This is a genomic window from Bacillus sp. Hm123 (assembly GCF_051842975.2).
In the GTDB taxonomy this organism is placed as follows: Bacteria; Bacillota; Bacilli; order Bacillales; family Domibacillaceae; genus Bacillus_CE.
The window spans coordinates 357501-375071 of sequence record NZ_CM200277.1 but is presented as its reverse complement, the minus strand read 5'-3'; the positions used below and the strand labels follow the sequence as shown (position 1 = coordinate 375071).

The following is a 17571-nucleotide window of genomic DNA, read 5'->3' as shown; positions in this document are numbered from 1 at the left end:
ATGCCACCCCCCCTTAGTATACTGACCCGTCAGCAAACGCTTCCACTAAGTACTCACTATAATGGTCAGATGTGTCCACCGTCCATTTTCCATCTTTTTTAACCATCTTGATCTTTAGTGGGTCTCTCGCTGACTTCACTTCGATGCCATTAACCATTACATCAAATTTAGATAAAGCGTATTGTTCCGACTTTTCTGAATCATAAGGGTTGTTGTCGTTGTATTCTTTTTTAAGATTTAACATAGCCTCACTCAATCCTTGCAAAGGTACCGTTGAATATTCCAAATGGACAACTGCTTGATCATTAGCATTCGCTACCGTTGTGGCCTCGATTGTCGCTTTTTGATTAAGTGCCGATTTATAACTGTTATAATATTTCTCGATGTCGGCATCCGCCATTGTCGTGTCATAAGCCAAGCTTTCCACACGTTCTTTGAATACGCTTTTCGCCTCTTGTTGAAGAGCCGTTTTATCAGCGGATACATACTTTTCATAGTCCACATTTTCTTTCCCTAAGTAAATCGTATCAATATAGGCAACTAACGCTTTCGCTGGATCTTGTAGTGTATCATAACTCTCTGCATACTCTTTCGTATCTAGCTTGATCTTCACTTCTTCCGCTTCTTTAGAATAGTCTTTTAACGTAGGTTGTACCCCAATTTCATATTGCTTATCTTTCTCTACCTCAAAAGCGGCTAAAAGCGGCTTTTCCTTCCCTGCACCAACGTCTCCGTTAGATAATAATTCTAAATCTACATCCCTGCTATAAAGGTCTATAACCGGTTCGAGCTGTTCATCCCCATCATATAATTTAATATTTCTATGTATAGAGACATCAATTGATTCTTTTGATAGATTCTTTATTTTAAATTTAACTAGTAATAGACCCCTTTCTTGACTTTCAGACACCTCACCATCTTCACCTGCTAAAATATACGATGCATTTTCAACAGATGCCTCCATTACTTTACTTTTGCCTGAAGGTCCCTCACTTTTCCCCTCACTGCTGCATGCGGCAAGCACTGTCATTATAACGATCATTAAAGTGAACGTGCCTAATTTCCCTTTCATACAATCCACTCCTCTCTACCTTTAACATCATTTGTTAATCATGAATATATTGCCTACCACGCCCTCAATGATAAATAATTACAATAAATTAAACAATATGTAATTAATAGTTATATTTAACTATTTTTATTAATCGATACTTTCATAATATGATATCAAAAGGTTCTTTAAGTCATTCGTCCTACAATAGGAATATGTAAATCAGTACCGTCAAAAATCATATTTTTTCTACAATATATTTCTCCATTGAACCAATATACAAATAGCTAAGGGGACGCATGTATATGCACCCCCTTACACTTTAGGTCGTGTCGGCCAAACGAAGTGACTGGTAATGATAAGTAAATCAATCCCAAGCACGAGCGACCATAGTTTAAATGCGCCCTCCAATGCCTCAGTCCTTGATGGGTCATCAATAAGAAACATCAGTCCTAGTAAAAATGTAGCTCCTATGACAAAGACAACAGTATGACGAATCCAGCCTCTGAAATCATGTTTGTATGCTCCATACCATACTTCTTGACAGACTTAGAATCCTCTTTAAGCACATAATATCGAAACTTTTCATCTGCCCAGTTAATCATATTTTTACCGAAGGCAAGAGAAACCCCTAAATACACAGCTACTATCATGTTTGCTTGCGTCGCTGTCGCTCCCCTCCATAAATCAACACTCGTCGTCACTAACAAATGGTGTTTTTTCGCAATCTTTTGAAGTTGAGTATTTGATTTTAGTCAAATGACATAATAAAGCCGAACTATTACGAAGTTCTAAATAATAGTTCGGCTTCTTTTATTAGATGAAAACCTTTTGTCCCAGCCTCATTACCTTTTTGCTCATGGCAGCCCATTAAACAACCTTTTGCCACACCTTTATACCTAGTCTATTTTTTAGCTGTTGCCTCCATCTCAAGAAGAATAGTATCGAGCGAAATAATTCATCCCCGACCATGATCATCCAGACATCCACAATCGTTAATTCATTTTTAAAAATAAACAGGATAGGTACGACAATGAACCAAAGAGAGAAAATGCTAATAAAAACAAACTTCGTATCTTTCATAGCATATAATGAGCTAATTAAATTGACATTAATTGCTCGGAACGGCTCTAAAAAAATCGTAATTAACAGCATGCTAGCAATATACATCGCGATCGAATCATTAAGATGATAAAAAGCGACAAGATGATCATGAAGCAAATATAATAATAAACTAAGCATCACACTGACGACACAATTCACTTTAATGCTCTTTGAAACAATCGGAACAACCTCTTCTACTTTATTGGCCCCTAATCGTTGACCTAATAGAATTTGTGTCGCTTGCCCAATCGTAATTGTAAAAAGAAAAATAAACTCCGACCACGTTTGAACATATGTTTTTGCCTTTAGTTGCTCCAATCCCCAAGATAGAACAACCCAACTTAAAAACAATTGAAAGATCATATATGAAAACTGTTCAGCCGCTGTCGGAGCACCTAATCGAAAGATTTCTTTCACATTAGATGAATGAATATATTTCACTTTCAACTGAACAATGTCTGATTTCAAAATAAAATAGCCATAAACAAAGAAAGGAATTAAATAAGACACACCTGTCATTATGGCGACTACAAGCATAATGTTATGGACAGATTCAAATAAAAACAAACTAGAAATATTTCCGATGAAATTAACGATTGTACTAATGATTAACGTCACGATAATGACCCTTCTCATTTGCACGTTTCTTAAATATACTAGAAAAACGGAATTAATCCCTTGGATCGGAATAGAAAATGCCAAAATCATAAAAAACTCATTTCCTAAATCCACTAGTGAATCATCTAATCCCATCGTTAACAATATTTCTTCAGAGAAAATGATCAATCCCACCGATAATACAATAGCTACACATAAGACAAAGGCCATTCCGCTCGCCATCATTTGTGACATTTTTAAATAATTTCTCTCTCCGTAATAATAGGAAAATAAAATATTGGTTCCTAAAACGGCGATGCTCACAAAGATGAAGCTTAATGCCATAATTTGATTAATGAGTCCTACAGTAGCTACTGCATCATTTGAAACTTTCCCTAATACTAAAATATCGATATTTCCTTGTAAAACTCTAAAGACTTGTTCAATAAATATGATAGAAGCTAAAGAAAATAAAGTGATTTTTCGGTTATGACTCATGCGTTTCTGCTTCAAAATAAATCGGATTCGTAAAGGCTATTAGTTCTCTGCGATCCGAGTAAACTAACAACCGAATCCAGTTGACTTGTTGTGAATCGATATTCGTTTTTACTTCTACAGTTTGGCGAATATCCCCTTCACAATCACTTCTATATACAGCTCCTACATTTGAGTCAATCACAATCACATATGGATCATTGTACTCAGAAATATCTATTTGAACGTTAATTTGATCTTGATTATGAACAGATAGCACATCACCTGAGATATACTCATCTGCCGCATGAAATTCAATCTGAGGTCCCATGCTAACAAATGAATTTCCTCTTTTAATCGCTTGTCTCATGTCCACAATCGTTGGGTTTTCTGGTAAGTATAAATATAAAAAGGCCAATTGTTTACTTGTTTCATTTACGTGCCAATCTCGACCACACGTAGCTGGAATTCTCACGCCTTGATTTAATAATTCAGTCCATGTTTCAAAAGCAGCTTTATTGATTCTACTAATGTGCGGATTTTCTCCATTCCACACTTCGATAAAATCATAATGATCAATATTTAACGTCTCATACTCCCAATAACATCCTGTGCAAAAAGGAGAGCCTAATTGGTACGGGTGCGCAATCCCAACAATCGCGCCTTCCTTCTTCACTTCTTGAATACTTTCTTCAATAGAGGTAGGCCCCACGTTGCTCCAATTGATCGCCGTTAATTGATCATAACCAAGTGTTAACATATGACCATAAAAAGTGGTCCACTCGATCCCTCTCATCAGTCTGACCCCATACGTTGCCTCTAATTGTTCCAACTTTTCCGTTGCACTCATCGTATTATGATCAGTAATCGCTAAACAAGAAATGTTTAATTCCTTCGCTTTACTTACAAGCTCTTCTACTGTTTGAACCCCGTCACTATGGTTCGTATGGCAATGAATTTCACTTCTTTTCCAAGAATATGCACTGTTTTTACTTGGGCTCTCACTGTCCTTATTGGTCGTGAAGTTGATCCTCTCTATATCTTCAAATGGCTTATTGTACCATCGTTTATCTTGATGAATAGATTGTGTGCCATGAACAATTAACTGTACATCACAAGTTTCTGACAAAATACAATGACTATTGATTGTAATGGTCCACATCCCACTCTTCATTTCACGATTTAATACACCTGGAGTCGAATTCTCGTCTGACACATAGATCTCATAACCTTCAGGATGAAAACGATGGCAATTCCCCCGAAATCCAATAGGATCTTCAATTGAAATCGTTAATAAATTTTTAAAAGGAGAAAAATCCTTTACGACTTTTTTATTCTTTGCCAATTTATCATCATAAAAATCAAAAGCTTTACGTACAATCTCTTGATTCCCTGGCCCGTATTCAACGAATTTAGGGGAATAAGAAAAACTAATAGTAAGAGCTTCAATGCCTTCTGGCAAAAAAAATCGATGGGAAATATGACTTTGATCAGAGCTTTGATGAACGACCATCCGGCTATTCAATAGTTCTACTTTATTCTGTAACGCTTCACTCATTGCTTAATCCCCCTATCGAAATCATCGAGCTTTTTTTTGTTAAAATGATAGGCTGTTCTGTTCGTTCCAATAAATGCAACATGCCATCCTCACGTAACATATAAAACTCTATTTTATTAATGGTGATGTTTTCACCTTCTAACAATCGAACACGCAACGAAGACAGGCATGGCTGCACTTCATCGTATTCAAAGGCAATAGTAAAATTTGAAAATGCATCACTGTAAGAACCTAATCCATAAACTGGACTATAAAAATCATGCGAGGAACTAACCTCTTTCCCACCTAATTGATACACGAAGTCAATCACATGATCGCTCTCTTCTTTGTCCGTAAAGCAATAGGCATATAAATAGTTCGTAGGCGAGGAAATTTGATTCATCGGAACCGAATTTTGGGATAGTTGCCGTTCTGCTTCCTTAATCATCACTAAGTTAATATCTGGACGCTTCCTCATAAACCATTCACGTGGCTCTGTCTGATGATCCCAGAAAATCTCTGGTGCGACCGAAAAACAGTATTCCGAATCGATCACATGATCAAAATTGCCATTAGTCGTTCTCGTTTGCAAAATAGGACGGTGGCTGCCGCTCACATATTGACCGATAAAAGCACGATCTTCATGATGAGGTCCTTGATATCTCGCTTCTACGATTTCAGACGTTTTTCGGTTCCATTTCACTCGATAACAATATTCAATATCTAGTGTTCTTCCCCATTTTGACATTAATAATTGTCCTGGTGTTCCTTCATCCTCATGGCTAAAAACATAATGATATTCTATTTCGATGATGTCATTACTTAACTCCGCCATTAAATATGACAACGCTAAAGGAGTATCTGTATAACAGCTATCAAATGGTGAAAAATGATTCCTTCCGTATAGTACTGGCGCATGCTGATGCGCTAGTGTTTCTAATGGAGACAGCTGTAATTCTCTTAAATTCACCTCATGGACCGTTACGATCGTTCGTTCACAAACAGGAACTTCTTGATTACTGATCGTGACTTTATAAGATCCTTTTGCAATAAATCCAAGAAATAATTTATAACAATAACGCTCCTCGCCCATATATGTAACAATATGATAATGAAAGGCTTGATTGTCCTCATTCATTACTTCTACTACTAATAAATTAGACTCGTTTCCTTTTCGTCCCCAATCGGAATGAGACGTAGCTTGAATATCTAAACTATATAAACCTTTTGCTGGAGCATCAACGATATATTCAACTGATTGATTGAATACGTCTCGTTTCATTTCATGGATCGTTGGCTTCATAGTTTGCACTCCTTATAACTAGCTTTCATTTTTCATCATATTTCTGATGTAGATAAAGCCGACCGCTGCACACATTAGAAATAAAATAACCGCTATACTACTTGATTGCCCTAATTCATGATAGACAGAGAAATGTTGCTGCATCGAAACTCCTAGCATTTGAGGAGCGTTTTTATCAATTAAAAATGGAGCAGTAAAGCTACCAACAATCCCCATAAATGCAAAGGTTAACGCTACTAATAGCGTATTATAAGACAGAGGTAAAATAAATTTAAAAAACACTGTAAGCTTTTTAGCTCCTACGTCTCTAGCACTTTCGATCACTGAGTTAGGAATCGCTGATAATGCAGAAAGCAAAAGCATCGTAGTAAATGGGATATTAAACCATAAATTCATTAATATAAGCCCCTTAATATCATACAAAAATGTAGGCATGTTTTCCGAACCGATAAATCTAGCAATCCAGCCCGTTTCACGATACATATTAATAAATCCATAGATGGCAATAATCCCCGGAATAAACATCGGAATAAAGTAGAACCTACCGATAAATTTGGCAAACCAACTCGTTGAAAACCTTAAATAAGCTGCAAGTGCATAACTGATCATTAATACTAATACACACGAAACTAATGTAATGATCATCGTATGCTTGAAGTTAGCTACCATCATAGGATCTGTTAAAACATACTTATAATTATCCCAAGTAAATTCTTCGTTTTCATTTAAAAAACTTTGTTTAATCGAAATACAAACTGGCCAAATGACTAGAATAAATAAGGAGAGAAACGATGGTAAAACCATCGCCACTCCCAAAAACTTTTGCTTCTTTTCATTCATTAATTAGCAATCTCCTTTTGCCATCTCTTGTTGATCTCTTCTCCTAACGTACCACCGTTAAAGATTCTGTATTCTCCTGATACACTTTCAAACTCTTTTTGTAAATCTTGATCTAATTGATCCCATTTAATACCCGGGAAGCCGTACATTTTTTCAATAACAACTTCTTGAACTTCTGGTGTTAATACATAGTTTACAAACTCTTGAGCTGCTTCTTTTTCCTTCTCATCGTTATCTGCTGGAACCATTAAATAAGCAGGGCCTCCAGTAAAGCCTGGCTCTAATTGCTTTAATTTAGTCGTTTCTGGAAGTAATTTATTATTCATTTGTTCTAAAGCCATATCAGACCATGCAGGTACCATATCTACTTCTCCGTTAGCCAATAAATCTAACGTCCCTTGGTTCTTCTTAGGATAAATCCCTTCTTTATATAAATAAGGCTCTAAATCATTTAAGATTTGGAATCCTTTATCCCAATCGTTCATGATGCTCTCATCTTGACTATTCATCGCATCTTCTGGTAACTGATTATAAAGCGTTGTAATAACAAATGAGCTTCCTGATCCACCTGTTGTAGGGTCATTATAAGCAAATCTACCCGGGTGATCTTTCATCCATTTATAAAGTTCATCTGGTGTATTAGGCACGTCTTTCACTTTGTCGCTATTGTATGCTAGTACAACGGCAGAAGCACGGTGTGGAATCGCCAGTTCTTTCGTTCCATCCATATTTTTCTCATTAATATTTGTAATGTTAGGAATATTCGATTCATTTAACTTCTCAAATAGTCCTTCTTCTTCTCCACGAAGGACATCTTCAAGTCCACCTTCATAAATATCTACACCTGAGTCTTTATTCGCTTTTTTCGCCGCCAGCATACGATCCATTGTCGATTGTCCACCTTGACCAGCAGCTAAAAATACTAATTCAACATCGATATCTTGATGCTCTTCTTCAAACTTCGGAATCACTTCTTCCCAAAAGGTTTGCACATTTAATGATCCTGTTGAATATAAAGATACCTTTACTTTCTCTTCAGACGTAGAGCCGCTTTCTGTTTTACCTTCTTCTTTAGTATCACTACAAGCAGCCAGTGATAAAGCCGTCATACCTGCGATAGCTGTGATAGATAATTTTTTAGTGTACTGTTGTAAGTTTTTGAACATGATTTACGCTCCTTTTAACAACTGGTTGTAGTTGATTATCTTTGTAAAATGTAGCAGCTTTAATGCTTACTTCTACTTGTTGATTAACAGCTAATGTCTCTAGCTTTCTCTTTTCAATAAATGTTTTGAATAAGCCAAGTTCTGTTTCAATGGTTACTTCTGCATAGTGACCTAACATCATAATTTTCTTGATCGTACCCTTTACATCTCCGTTACAATCACTAATTTCTATATCTTCAAGTCGAATAGCTATATTTACTTTTGAATTTCCTACATCCTGCACTTCAAACACGGAATTTCCTAATTGAACGATTCCATCTTTCGCTTGTCGTTCAATAAAATTCATCTTCCCAATGAAGTTTGCTACAAAATAAGTATTAGGCGAATTGTAAATCTCTTTTGGAGCATCTAATTGTTCAATGTTCCCTTTGTTCATTACCGCAATGCGATCAGATATAGCTAAAGCCTCTTCTTGATCATGCGTAACGAATATCATTGTCAAATTTTGAATCGCTTGAATTTCTCTCAATTGTTCTCTTAGTTCGTGACGTAATTTGGCATCGAGAGCAGAGAAAGGTTCATCTAGCAAGAGGACTTTAGGATCTAATAATAATGCCCTTGCTAAAGCAATTCTTTGTTGTTGTCCACCGGAAAGTTCAGCAGGGAATTTCGTTTCCATTCCTTCTAAATGCACTAATTTCAGCGCCCACTGCACCCGTTCTCGGATCTCCTCTTTTTTCATCTTCTTAAGCTTCATACTAAACGCTAAATTGTTATATATATTCATATGTGGCCATAAATTATAGCTTTGAAACACCATAGCTGTCGGTCTTTTTTCAGGTGTATATTGACTAATATCTTCATTATCAATCAGAATTTGTCCTTTTTGAGGAGTGACAAAGCCCCCAATAGACCTTAGGATTGTTGTTTTTCCACACCCAGAAGGGCCTAGTAAAGTTAACAGTTCTCCTTTTTTCACTTGTAAATGAATATCTCTGATCCCGTCTCCCGTTTTATAAATATTTGTTAAGTCTTTAACTTCTAATTGCACACTCATTACATCCACCTTTTCCTTATTTCATCTGAAATCCACCAGCGACGGCGTCATTTCCAAGAAACTTTTTAGCAGCCATTAACAGCACAATCGTTGGCAATGTTAAAATAATCGAAAATACAGCACCAGCATTAGCCGGATAGTCAGCAATAATAGAATACATAATAACAGGCATCGTTTGATAATCTGGAATTCCTACTAGCAAAGTTCCTTGTGCTTCGTCTAGAGAAGACAAGAAAGTAAAGATAGAAGCTACAATAATACCCGGTGCGGCAATAGGCAAAGTAATATGCCAAAACACTCTTAAAGGAGACGCACCTGAATCTCTCGCTGCTTCTTCTTGTGATTTTTGGACATTTTTAAATGCCGCTGAAGGAATCCAAGTCATATACATAAGCGTATTAATCACATGGATCAGCACAACACCTACAAAAGTATTCATAAGACCAAACTGATAAAACATCACACCTACCGCAACATAAAGACCCATTTTAGGGAAAGCATTTGTCAGCAAGAACGAGAATAAGAACATTCTTCTCAATGGAAATTGCAGTCGCGCAAATGCATAGGCTGCAGGAATACAAATGATAATAGAAACGATGGTGACAATCGTTGCAATTAAAAAAGATAAAAGAATGGATTTGACAATTTGATCGTTTTCAAAAACATACTTCCACCAATCTAACGACCAAGATGTTGGAAACATATCGGGATATCTCCATTCTCCAGAAAATGCTAATATAACAAGATTTAATAATGGTCCAAAAAAGAACAAGCAAAATATTGCAACAATAATAAATTCAATAATTTTTCCTTTCGATAAAGCCTTAAAATACCACATAAATTTTTATAGCCTCCAAATTAGTAGTTTACGTTACATGCTCACCTCCTTTAAGTGGCTTGCAACTTTCACGAATGAGCAACTGGTACGGAACATAGATTTTTTTCTCATGGGTCGTTTTGTCAATATGATCTATCAACTTATCCATTCCCGTTTTAGCTAATAATCCGATCGGTTGTTCGATCGTTGTTAATTTCGGTCGGCAAACTGTTGAAATTTTACTGGCATCAAATCCCGCAACAGACACATCTTTAGGTACTTGAAGCCCATAATCCATTAGACAATTCATTGCCCCAACAGCTACGTCATCACTGATTGCAAATACTGCAGTGGGCTTGTTGTTATGTTCTAGAACGTCTTTCATTGCTTGATAACCACTATCCATGGAGTAATCACCATAAGCAACTTTATATGTAATTGGTTTGTTTGAATGTTTAATCCCATCCATGAATCCGGCTAAACGCTTGTTTAATGTCGCGTGTTCGGATTCACTACCAGCAATAAACAATATGTCTTCATGACCTAATTCAATTAAATACTCCGTCATCGCCTTTGCAGCAGCATAATTGTCGATAAGTACACTAGGAATATCAGAACCCAATATTTCACCACATAAGAAGATTGAATTGATTCCCCAATCTTGAATGATGTTAATCGATTGCTTCGATAATTCTTCATGCATTAAAATCAAGCCATCTACCCTCATCTCCTTTAATAAACTAAGATATTCAATTTCTTTCTCTGGACGATGCAACGTATTACAGACAAATAATTTATAGCCTTTTTCGAAAGCGATTTTTTCCATCTCTGAAATGATCGAGTAATAAAAACTCAAATCAACTTCCGGCACAATGACTCCGATCAAGTTGGTTTTATTCGTCACTAAACTTCTGGCTACCCAATTCGGCGCATAACCTAGCTCCTCTACAGCCTGACGAACTCTCTCTCTTTTCTCATCAGATACATACTTTTCATTATTTAGCACTCGCGAAACAGTTGTTTTACTGACGCCCGCTTTTTGTGCGACATCTTTAATATTCATTACACATCACCTTTACAAAACTTTATGGGATCGTTCCCATATTATTATTTATTTACCATTACTACGTATTTTCTGGAATACAAAACTATTGATCATCTATAAGCATAATCTGAACTTTTATGGAACCGTTCCCATATGCTCTATAAATTAATCATATCTTGTATTTATTAATTCTCTATTAATGCTTTGTTATAAAAAAGTAAATAAATTATTTATTTCTGTCATACACAGTAATCGTTGAAATATGTCGAAAAGATAATGGAAACTTAAATCTAGAAAGAATATATATGTAACATCCACACTACATAGAATCGTTCCTACGTCGTTGATAAGCATAGAATAGCTCACATTTATTAAACCTCTATTAATACTTTGTTATAAAAAAGTAAATATTATTTGTGGCTAGTATTTCTTTAAGTTTGTAAATTTTTGTCGAAAAGGTACAGATTAACTTACTGATAAATATGTTTTCATATAAACCCACCATGATATTAATCATGTTTACTATTATTACTGTTCTAAAGGTGTATATTTCCACCCCCTATGTTAGACTAGTGTCATGCATTGGAAATTAACTTGAAAGGAAATAGAAGATGAACTCATTAGAAAAACAAACAGAGCTGGCGAACCCATTAAGCAAAGCTTGGATCGTGCTTATTCTTGGGTCTTTAACAGCATTTGGTCCATTATCAATGGATATGTACCTGCCTGCTCTTCCGATGGTCGCAGAAGATTTACATACAACGACCTCACTCGCACAATTAAGCTTAACTGCTTGTTTACTAGGGCTAGCTATCGGGCAATTAATTTTCGGCCCTTTAAGTGATATACAAGGAAGACGTAAACCGCTTATTTCTACGTTAATCGTTTATTCCATGGCCTCTGTGCTATGCGCTTTTAGTCCTAATATTTGGATACTTGTTTTCCTTCGCTTCGTTCAAGGATTAACAGGAGCTGCTGGAATTGTTATTGCTCGTGCTTCTGCTCGTGATTTATATTCTGGAAAGGAATTAACGAAATTTGTTTCTTTACTCGCTCTTGTCAATGGAGCTGCACCAATTCTTGCACCCATTTCCGGAGGAGCCGTTTTGAATTTCACTTCTTGGCCTGCCGTTTTTATCATTTTAGGCGTAATTGGACTGATCATGTTTTTAGCAGTGTTTTTCTTTTTACCAGAAACATTGCCTATCCACCACCGCTCAGAAAGTAGTTTAAAAGCGACATTAACAACTTTTGGGGTACTCTTAAAAAACCGTTCATTTATGGGGCTAGCACTCACACAAGCTCTCATTATGGCAAGTATGTTTGCTTACATTGCAGGATCGCCTTTCATTTTGCAGAATATTTACGGAGTGACACCTCAGCAATTTTCGATTTTATTTGCCATTAATGGTGTTGGGATTATCCTTACAGCTCAAGTCGCTGGGAGATTATCTAGTACGATTAGTGAAGTGAAGCTACTTTTTAGCGGGGTCTTGATGGCATTTATAGGTGGAGTTCTGCTCATCGTTGTTGTTCTTGCTAAACTACCATTAATCGCTATGGTGATCGCTCTCTTTCTAATTGTTTCAAGTGTAGGGGTCGTTTCAACGACAGCTTTCTCTCTTAGCATGCAAAGCCAAGGAAAAGCAGCCGGAAGTGCTTCTGCTCTACTTGGGCTGCTTCCTTCGATCGGTGGCGCCCTTGTATCACCACTCGTTGGAATAGCAGGAGACGAAAATGCACTACCTATGGGAATCATTATTCTCGGCTGTAATTTAGTCGCTTTGTTTGCTTACTTTTTCCTGATTCACAAAAGAATATAGAAAAAAGGCGTCAGCTCTATGTTTCACGAGCTGACGCCTTTTTTAATCTTCCATCCGTTTCAACTGCTCCAGCTGCTGTTTCAGCTTTCTCACTTTTTCAAGCTGCTGCTCTTCTGTTTCGATGCCATCCTCACTTAATAACACGGCAATCTCCCATTCTAATCGTTGCTGCTCATTTTTCAGTTGTTGAATTTCTGGTGAGATACTCACATGCTGTTCCCATTCTTCATAAGTGCCAATATAGTTAGACACCTTTCCTTCCTCAATGATCGCGACCTTGTTCGCGATTTTCCGTAACAAATATGGATCATGAGCTACGACAACAACCGCTCCTTCGTAGTCACCCAACATTTCTTCTATCCGTTCACGAGTCGCAATGTCTAAATAGTTGGTCGGTTCATCTAAAATAAGCAAATTAGCTCCAGAAAAATAAAGCTTTACAAAAGCAACACGGCACTTCTCCCCCATGCTTAATTCCTTCACTTGCTTATAAACCTCTTCTTTTCGGAATAAAAAGCAGGCAAGAATCGTCCTTGCTTCAGATTGAGTCATATTTGGCAAAGACAAAATTTCTTCTAAAATCGTATGTTCAGGATGTAAATTTTCAAGCTCTTGAAAAAAATAGCCGATCTTTAATTGTGGATTTCTTACTATCTTCCCACTCATCGGCGTTAATTTTCCAGCCATCAGTTTTAATAACGTCGTTTTACCGCTGCCATTTTTACCGATCACCGCTAGTCGATCACCTTGTTTAATTTGCATGTTGGCTTGACGAAGAACAAGATCATTTCCATAGGAGAAGTTAATTTGGTTGACATCCAGCATCTTCTTTCCAGAAAAGTCTCTCGCATCAAAACTCGCTTGAATAGACGCCACCTCTTGAGGTTTGTCGACAAGTTTACTTTCTAAGCGCTCCAACTCCTTTTCCTTCGTTTTATATTTTGCCGCTTGTTTCGCTGCTTGCTTTTGTGCAAATGGATTACGCACACTCGCGGCAGCATTTGCTTGTTGATACCAATTTTTATACATTTGAATGGTTTCCATTAGCTTTTTCCGCTCCTGTTGCTGCTTCTCATACAACGATTGGAGCGACTTGATCTCATGGTCTTTTTGCACTTTATAGGCTTGATACCCACCTTGATATTTTTTCGTTCCTTTTTTCATCAATTCGTACGTCACCTGAGCCGTTTGATCAATGAAATCCCGCTCATGAGAAATAAATAACACACTACCTCGATAACGATTGAGCCAATCTTGGAGCCAATGGATCGTCTCTGTATCCAAATGATTTGTCGGTTCATCAAGAACTAATAATTTAGGTGATTTCATCATGACTCTCGCCAACTTAGCCCTCGTTTTTTGCCCGCCACTTAAGCTAGAAAACGGCAACTCCCATACAGCTTGTGAAAGACCGAGCTGATTTAACATCTTTTCTACTTGAACTTCCCATTGATATCCATCCATATCCAAATACCTTTGAAGAATTTCACTGTAGTCATCCAGTCGTTTCTCCTTTTGACTCTTTAACAAGCCTCTCCTCAGTTCACTCAACTCTTGATTCTCACTTTCCACCCATTCACGAGTAGAAAGACAAACATCACCGTCTGAATCTTGCATCATCCAACCAATTTCATCATGAGAAACCCCAAACGTAATTTTCCCTTCTATCATTGGTAGTTGCCCAAGAATACCTTTTAGTAACGTTGTCTTACCTACCCCATTTTCTCCGATCAAAGCCACTCGTTCATTTTCTTGAATCTCTAACGAAGCATGTTCAAACACAGTTACTCCATCAAGTTCCATCTTGACATTCTCTACTTTTAACATAAACATATTAATTCCTCCATTTTTCTTCACCAAAGAAAAGCGGAAAGTGTCTGTTGATTAAATTGGTTTATTATATACAAATTAAAAAACACAGGCTATACGTACACCTGTGTCCTTAAATAAAATGAAACAAGAATAGACCACACCCTCTTATGCAGAGGTTGTTGCTATACTCACTCATTTTTATTCCGATCAAGGCATTTAAAAATAGACACAAATATCCCGCTTCTTTGCCTAGGCAAAGTCATTTTTTTTGCTTTTCAATTAATTAAGCGAAAAAATTATCGGATATCCATTGTGCTATTTTCGATGCCTCCTTCATTTAGTTATATTTACATTAACATAATATCTATATTTTTACAACTATAAATTTATAATAAATTGAAAATAAAAAATGTGCAAAGGATTTTTTCCTTTGCACATTTAAATGACGGTCCGGACGGGACTCGAACCCGCGACCTCCTGCGTGACAGGCAGGCATTCTAACCAACTGAACTACCGGACCATTTAATAAAATTAAATGGTGGAGGATGACGGGATCGAACCGCCGACCCCCTGCTTGTAAGGCAGGTGCTCTCCCAGCTGAGCTAATCCTCCAAATGGTGACCCGTACGGGATTCGAACCCGTGTTACCGCCGTGAAAGGGCGGTGTCTTAACCGCTTGACCAACGGGCCTACTTTAATCGCCTGGCAACGTCCTACTCTCACAGGGGGAAAACCCCAACTACCATCGGCGCTGAAGAGCTTAACTTCCGTGTTCGGTATGGGAACGGGTGTGACCTCTTCGCTATCGCCACCAGACTATAAAGTTTGAAAGAGTTGTTCTTTCAAAACTGGATAATAAGTATTGTAACCTTGCAAATCGCCTATTGGTGTATCTATTTCTAGCTCCGGCTCCTAGACATTCGAGTCAAATAACCTACCGCTTACAAGACTAACGTCTTTCCAGCGTCAGAACATTTGCTTGTCATGTCTGAACAGTCGCCTCTGCTTTATTGGTTAAGTCCTCGATCGATTAGTATTCGTCAGCTCCACGTGTCGCCACGCTTCCACCTCGAACCTATCTACCTGATCATCTTTCAGGGATCTTACTAGCTTGCGCTATGGGAAATCTCATCTTGAGGGGGGCTTCATGCTTAGATGCTTTCAGCACTTATCCCGTCCGCACATAGCTACCCAGCGATGCCTTTGGCAAGACAACTGGTACACCAGCGGTGCGTCCATCCCGGTCCTCTCGTACTAAGGACAGCTCCTCTCAAATTTCCTGCGCCCGCGACGGATAGGGACCGAACTGTCTCACGACGTTCTGAACCCAGCTCGCGTACCGCTTTAATGGGCGAACAGCCCAACCCTTGGGACCGACTACAGCCCCAGGATGCGATGAGCCGACATCGAGGTGCCAAACCTCCCCGTCGATGTGGACTCTTGGGGGAGATAAGCCTGTTATCCCCGGGGTAGCTTTTATCCGTTGAGCGATGGCCCTTCCATGCGGAACCACCGGATCACTAAGCCCGACTTTCGTCCCTGCTCGACTTGTAGGTCTCGCAGTCAAGCTCCCTTGTGCCTTTACACTCTGCGAATGATTTCCAACCATTCTGAGGGAACCTTTGGGCGCCTCCGTTACTTTTTAGGAGGCGACCGCCCCAGTCAAACTGCCCACCTGACACTGTCTCCCACCCCGATCAGGGGTGCGGGTTAGAAGTTCAACACAGCCAGGGTAGTATCCCACCAACGCCTCCACGTAAGCTGGCGCTCACGCTTCAAAGGCTCCTACCTATCCTGTACAAGCTGTGCCAAAATTCAATATCAGGCTACAGTAAAGCTCCACGGGGTCTTTCCGTCCTGTCGCGGGTAACCTGCATCTTCACAGGTACTATAATTTCACCGAGTCTCTCGTTGAGACAGTGCCCAGATCGTTACGCCTTTCGTGCGGGTCGGAACTTACCCGACAAGGAATTTCGCTACCTTAGGACCGTTATAGTTACGGCCGCCGTTTACTGGGGCTTCGGTTCACACCTTCGCTTACGCTAAGCGCTCCCCTTAACCTTCCAGCACCGGGCAGGCGTCAGCCCCTATACTTCGCCTTGCGGCTTCGCAGAGACCTGTGTTTTTGCTAAACAGTCGCCTGGGCCTATTCACTGCGGCTCCTCGGGGCTATTCACCCCAAAGAGCACCCCTTCTCCCGAAGTTACGGGGTCATTTTGCCGAGTTCCTTAACGAGAGTTCACTCGCTCACCTTAGGATTCTCTCCTCGCCTACCTGTGTCGGTTTGCGGTACGGGCACCTTTTACCTCGCTAGAGGCTTTTCTTGGCAGTGTGGAATCAGGAACTTCGGTACTATATTTCCCTCGCCGTCACAGCTCCGCCTTGATGATGACGGGATTTGCCTCGTCATCGGCCTAACTGCTTGGACGCGCATTTCCATTCGCGCGCTTACCCTATCCTCCTGCGTCCCCCCATTGCTCAAATGGTAAATAGGTGGTACAGGAATATCAACCTGTTATCCATCGCCTACGCCTTTCGGCCTCGGCTTAGGTCCCGACTAACCCTGAGAGGACGAGCCTTCCTCAGGAAACCTTAGGCATTCGGTGGAAGGGATTCTCACCCTTCTTTCGCTACTCATACCGGCATTCTCACTTCTAAGCGCTCCACCAGTCCTTACGGTCTAGCTTCACAGCCCTTAGAACGCTCTCCTACCACTGACATCAAAGATGTCAATCCACAGCTTCGGTGATACGTTTAGCCCCGGTACATTTTCGGCGCAGAGTCACTCGACCAGTGAGCTATTACGCACTCTTTAAATGGTGGCTGCTTCTAAGCCAACATCCTGGTTGTCTAAGCAACTCCACATCCTTTTCCACTTAACGTATACTTTGGGACCTTAGCTGGTGGTCTGGGCTGTTTCCCTCTTGACTACGGATCTTATCACT

12 protein-coding genes, 3 tRNA genes and 2 rRNA genes (1 of these 17 cut by a window edge) are annotated in these 17571 nt (G+C 39.0%); 1 reads left to right on the top strand and 16 read right to left on the bottom strand.

The genetic code is table 11. From position 1 onward, the window contains the following. Positions 1–13: 13 nt before the first annotated feature. From ACSVDJ_RS02130 to ACSVDJ_RS02085, 10 genes are all read right to left on the bottom strand, one after another. Positions 14–1072 (bottom strand): DUF5105 domain-containing protein, encoded by a 1059-nt coding sequence (locus ACSVDJ_RS02130; protein WP_439170269.1) that lies wholly within the window; start codon positions 1070–1072, stop codon positions 14–16. 449 nt (positions 1073–1521) lie between these two features. Next, positions 1522–1755 carry a hypothetical protein gene (locus tag ACSVDJ_RS02125; protein ID WP_439170268.1) on the bottom strand — a complete coding sequence of 78 codons (234 nt, stop codon included), beginning with the start codon at positions 1753–1755 and terminating at the stop codon, positions 1522–1524. A 166-nt stretch (positions 1756–1921) separates the two neighbouring features. After that, positions 1922–3250: an MATE family efflux transporter gene (locus tag ACSVDJ_RS02120; RefSeq protein WP_439170267.1), complete on the bottom strand. Its 1329-nt coding sequence runs from the start codon at positions 3248–3250 to the stop codon at positions 1922–1924. Then, complete coding sequence (locus ACSVDJ_RS02115; protein ID WP_439170266.1) at positions 3240–4784, bottom strand: CehA/McbA family metallohydrolase; 1545 nt, start codon at positions 4782–4784, stop codon at positions 3240–3242. Before ACSVDJ_RS02115 ends, ACSVDJ_RS02120 begins: the two co-directional genes overlap by 11 nt. Continuing rightward, a complete protein-coding gene (locus ACSVDJ_RS02110) occupies positions 4777–6066 on the bottom strand; it encodes a hypothetical protein (RefSeq protein ID WP_439170265.1) in 1290 nt (429 codons plus the stop codon). The genes ACSVDJ_RS02115 and ACSVDJ_RS02110 overlap by 8 nt, the downstream gene beginning before the upstream one ends. A gap of 18 nt (positions 6067–6084) precedes the next feature. Then, on the bottom strand, positions 6085–6906 hold the full coding sequence (locus tag ACSVDJ_RS02105; RefSeq protein ID WP_094834724.1) for an ABC transporter permease: 822 nt from the start codon (positions 6904–6906) through the stop codon (positions 6085–6087). Further along, complete coding sequence (locus ACSVDJ_RS02100; RefSeq protein ID WP_439170264.1) at positions 6906–8072, bottom strand: extracellular solute-binding protein; 1167 nt, start codon at positions 8070–8072, stop codon at positions 6906–6908. The genes ACSVDJ_RS02105 and ACSVDJ_RS02100 overlap by 1 nt, the downstream gene beginning before the upstream one ends. Continuing rightward, positions 8044–9129 carry an ABC transporter ATP-binding protein gene (locus tag ACSVDJ_RS02095; protein ID WP_439170263.1) on the bottom strand — a complete coding sequence of 362 codons (1086 nt, stop codon included), beginning with the start codon at positions 9127–9129 and terminating at the stop codon, positions 8044–8046. Before ACSVDJ_RS02095 ends, ACSVDJ_RS02100 begins: the two co-directional genes overlap by 29 nt. 16 nt (positions 9130–9145) lie before the next feature. After that, positions 9146–9967 (bottom strand): ABC transporter permease, encoded by an 822-nt coding sequence (locus ACSVDJ_RS02090; protein WP_439170262.1) that lies wholly within the window; start codon positions 9965–9967, stop codon positions 9146–9148. 28 nt (positions 9968–9995) lie between these two features. Further along, complete coding sequence (locus ACSVDJ_RS02085) at positions 9996–11009, bottom strand: LacI family DNA-binding transcriptional regulator (RefSeq protein ID WP_439170261.1); 1014 nt, start codon at positions 11007–11009, stop codon at positions 9996–9998. A gap of 593 nt (positions 11010–11602) precedes the next feature. Between ACSVDJ_RS02085 and ACSVDJ_RS02080 the strand changes: the two genes are divergently transcribed. Beyond that, complete coding sequence (locus ACSVDJ_RS02080; protein WP_439170260.1) at positions 11603–12814, top strand: multidrug effflux MFS transporter; 1212 nt, start codon at positions 11603–11605, stop codon at positions 12812–12814. A 42-nt stretch (positions 12815–12856) separates the two neighbouring features. On the opposite strand, the gene abc-f is transcribed toward ACSVDJ_RS02080, so the two are convergent. The 6 genes from abc-f to ACSVDJ_RS02050 all read right to left on the bottom strand — a co-directional run. After that, entirely contained in the window at positions 12857–14647 is a 1791-nt protein-coding gene (abc-f, locus tag ACSVDJ_RS02075) for a ribosomal protection-like ABC-F family protein (RefSeq protein ID WP_439170259.1), read from the bottom strand. Between the two features lie 425 nt (positions 14648–15072). Next, a tRNA-Asp gene (locus ACSVDJ_RS02070) sits at positions 15073–15146 on the bottom strand. A gap of 16 nt (positions 15147–15162) precedes the next feature. Next, positions 15163–15238 (bottom strand) — tRNA-Val (locus ACSVDJ_RS02065). A 3-nt stretch (positions 15239–15241) separates the two neighbouring features. Next, positions 15242–15316 (bottom strand) — tRNA-Glu (locus ACSVDJ_RS02060). Between the two features lie 10 nt (positions 15317–15326). Then, positions 15327–15442: ribosomal RNA gene (gene rrf, locus ACSVDJ_RS02055) — 5S ribosomal RNA — on the bottom strand. Between the two features lie 194 nt (positions 15443–15636). Next, positions 15637–17571 (bottom strand): 23S ribosomal RNA (locus tag ACSVDJ_RS02050) (it continues 998 nt past the right edge of the window).

Bases quoted from the DNA above. Each gene is read 5' to 3' on its own strand.
- ACSVDJ_RS02130 (WP_439170269.1), bottom strand. From the start codon at position 1,072: ATGAAAGGGAAATTAGGCACGTTCACTTTAATGATCGTTATAATGACA.
- ACSVDJ_RS02120 (WP_439170267.1), bottom strand. From the start codon at position 3,250: ATGAGTCATAACCGAAAAATCACTTTATTTTCTTTAGCTTCTATCATA.
- ACSVDJ_RS02115 (WP_439170266.1), bottom strand. From the start codon at position 4,784: ATGAGTGAAGCGTTACAGAATAAAGTAGAACTATTGAATAGCCGGATG.
- ACSVDJ_RS02110 (WP_439170265.1), bottom strand. From the start codon at position 6,066: ATGAAGCCAACGATCCATGAAATGAAACGAGACGTATTCAATCAATCA.
- ACSVDJ_RS02105 (WP_094834724.1), bottom strand. From the start codon at position 6,906: ATGAATGAAAAGAAGCAAAAGTTTTTGGGAGTGGCGATGGTTTTACCA.
- ACSVDJ_RS02100 (WP_439170264.1), bottom strand. From the start codon at position 8,072: ATGTTCAAAAACTTACAACAGTACACTAAAAAATTATCTATCACAGCT.
- ACSVDJ_RS02095 (WP_439170263.1), bottom strand. From the start codon at position 9,129: ATGAGTGTGCAATTAGAAGTTAAAGACTTAACAAATATTTATAAAACG.
- ACSVDJ_RS02090 (WP_439170262.1), bottom strand. From the start codon at position 9,967: ATGTGGTATTTTAAGGCTTTATCGAAAGGAAAAATTATTGAATTTATT.
- ACSVDJ_RS02085 (WP_439170261.1), bottom strand. From the start codon at position 11,009: ATGAATATTAAAGATGTCGCACAAAAAGCGGGCGTCAGTAAAACAACT.
- ACSVDJ_RS02080 (WP_439170260.1), top strand. From the start codon at position 11,603: ATGAACTCATTAGAAAAACAAACAGAGCTGGCGAACCCATTAAGCAAA.
- abc-f (WP_439170259.1), bottom strand. From the start codon at position 14,647: ATGTTTATGTTAAAAGTAGAGAATGTCAAGATGGAACTTGATGGAGTA.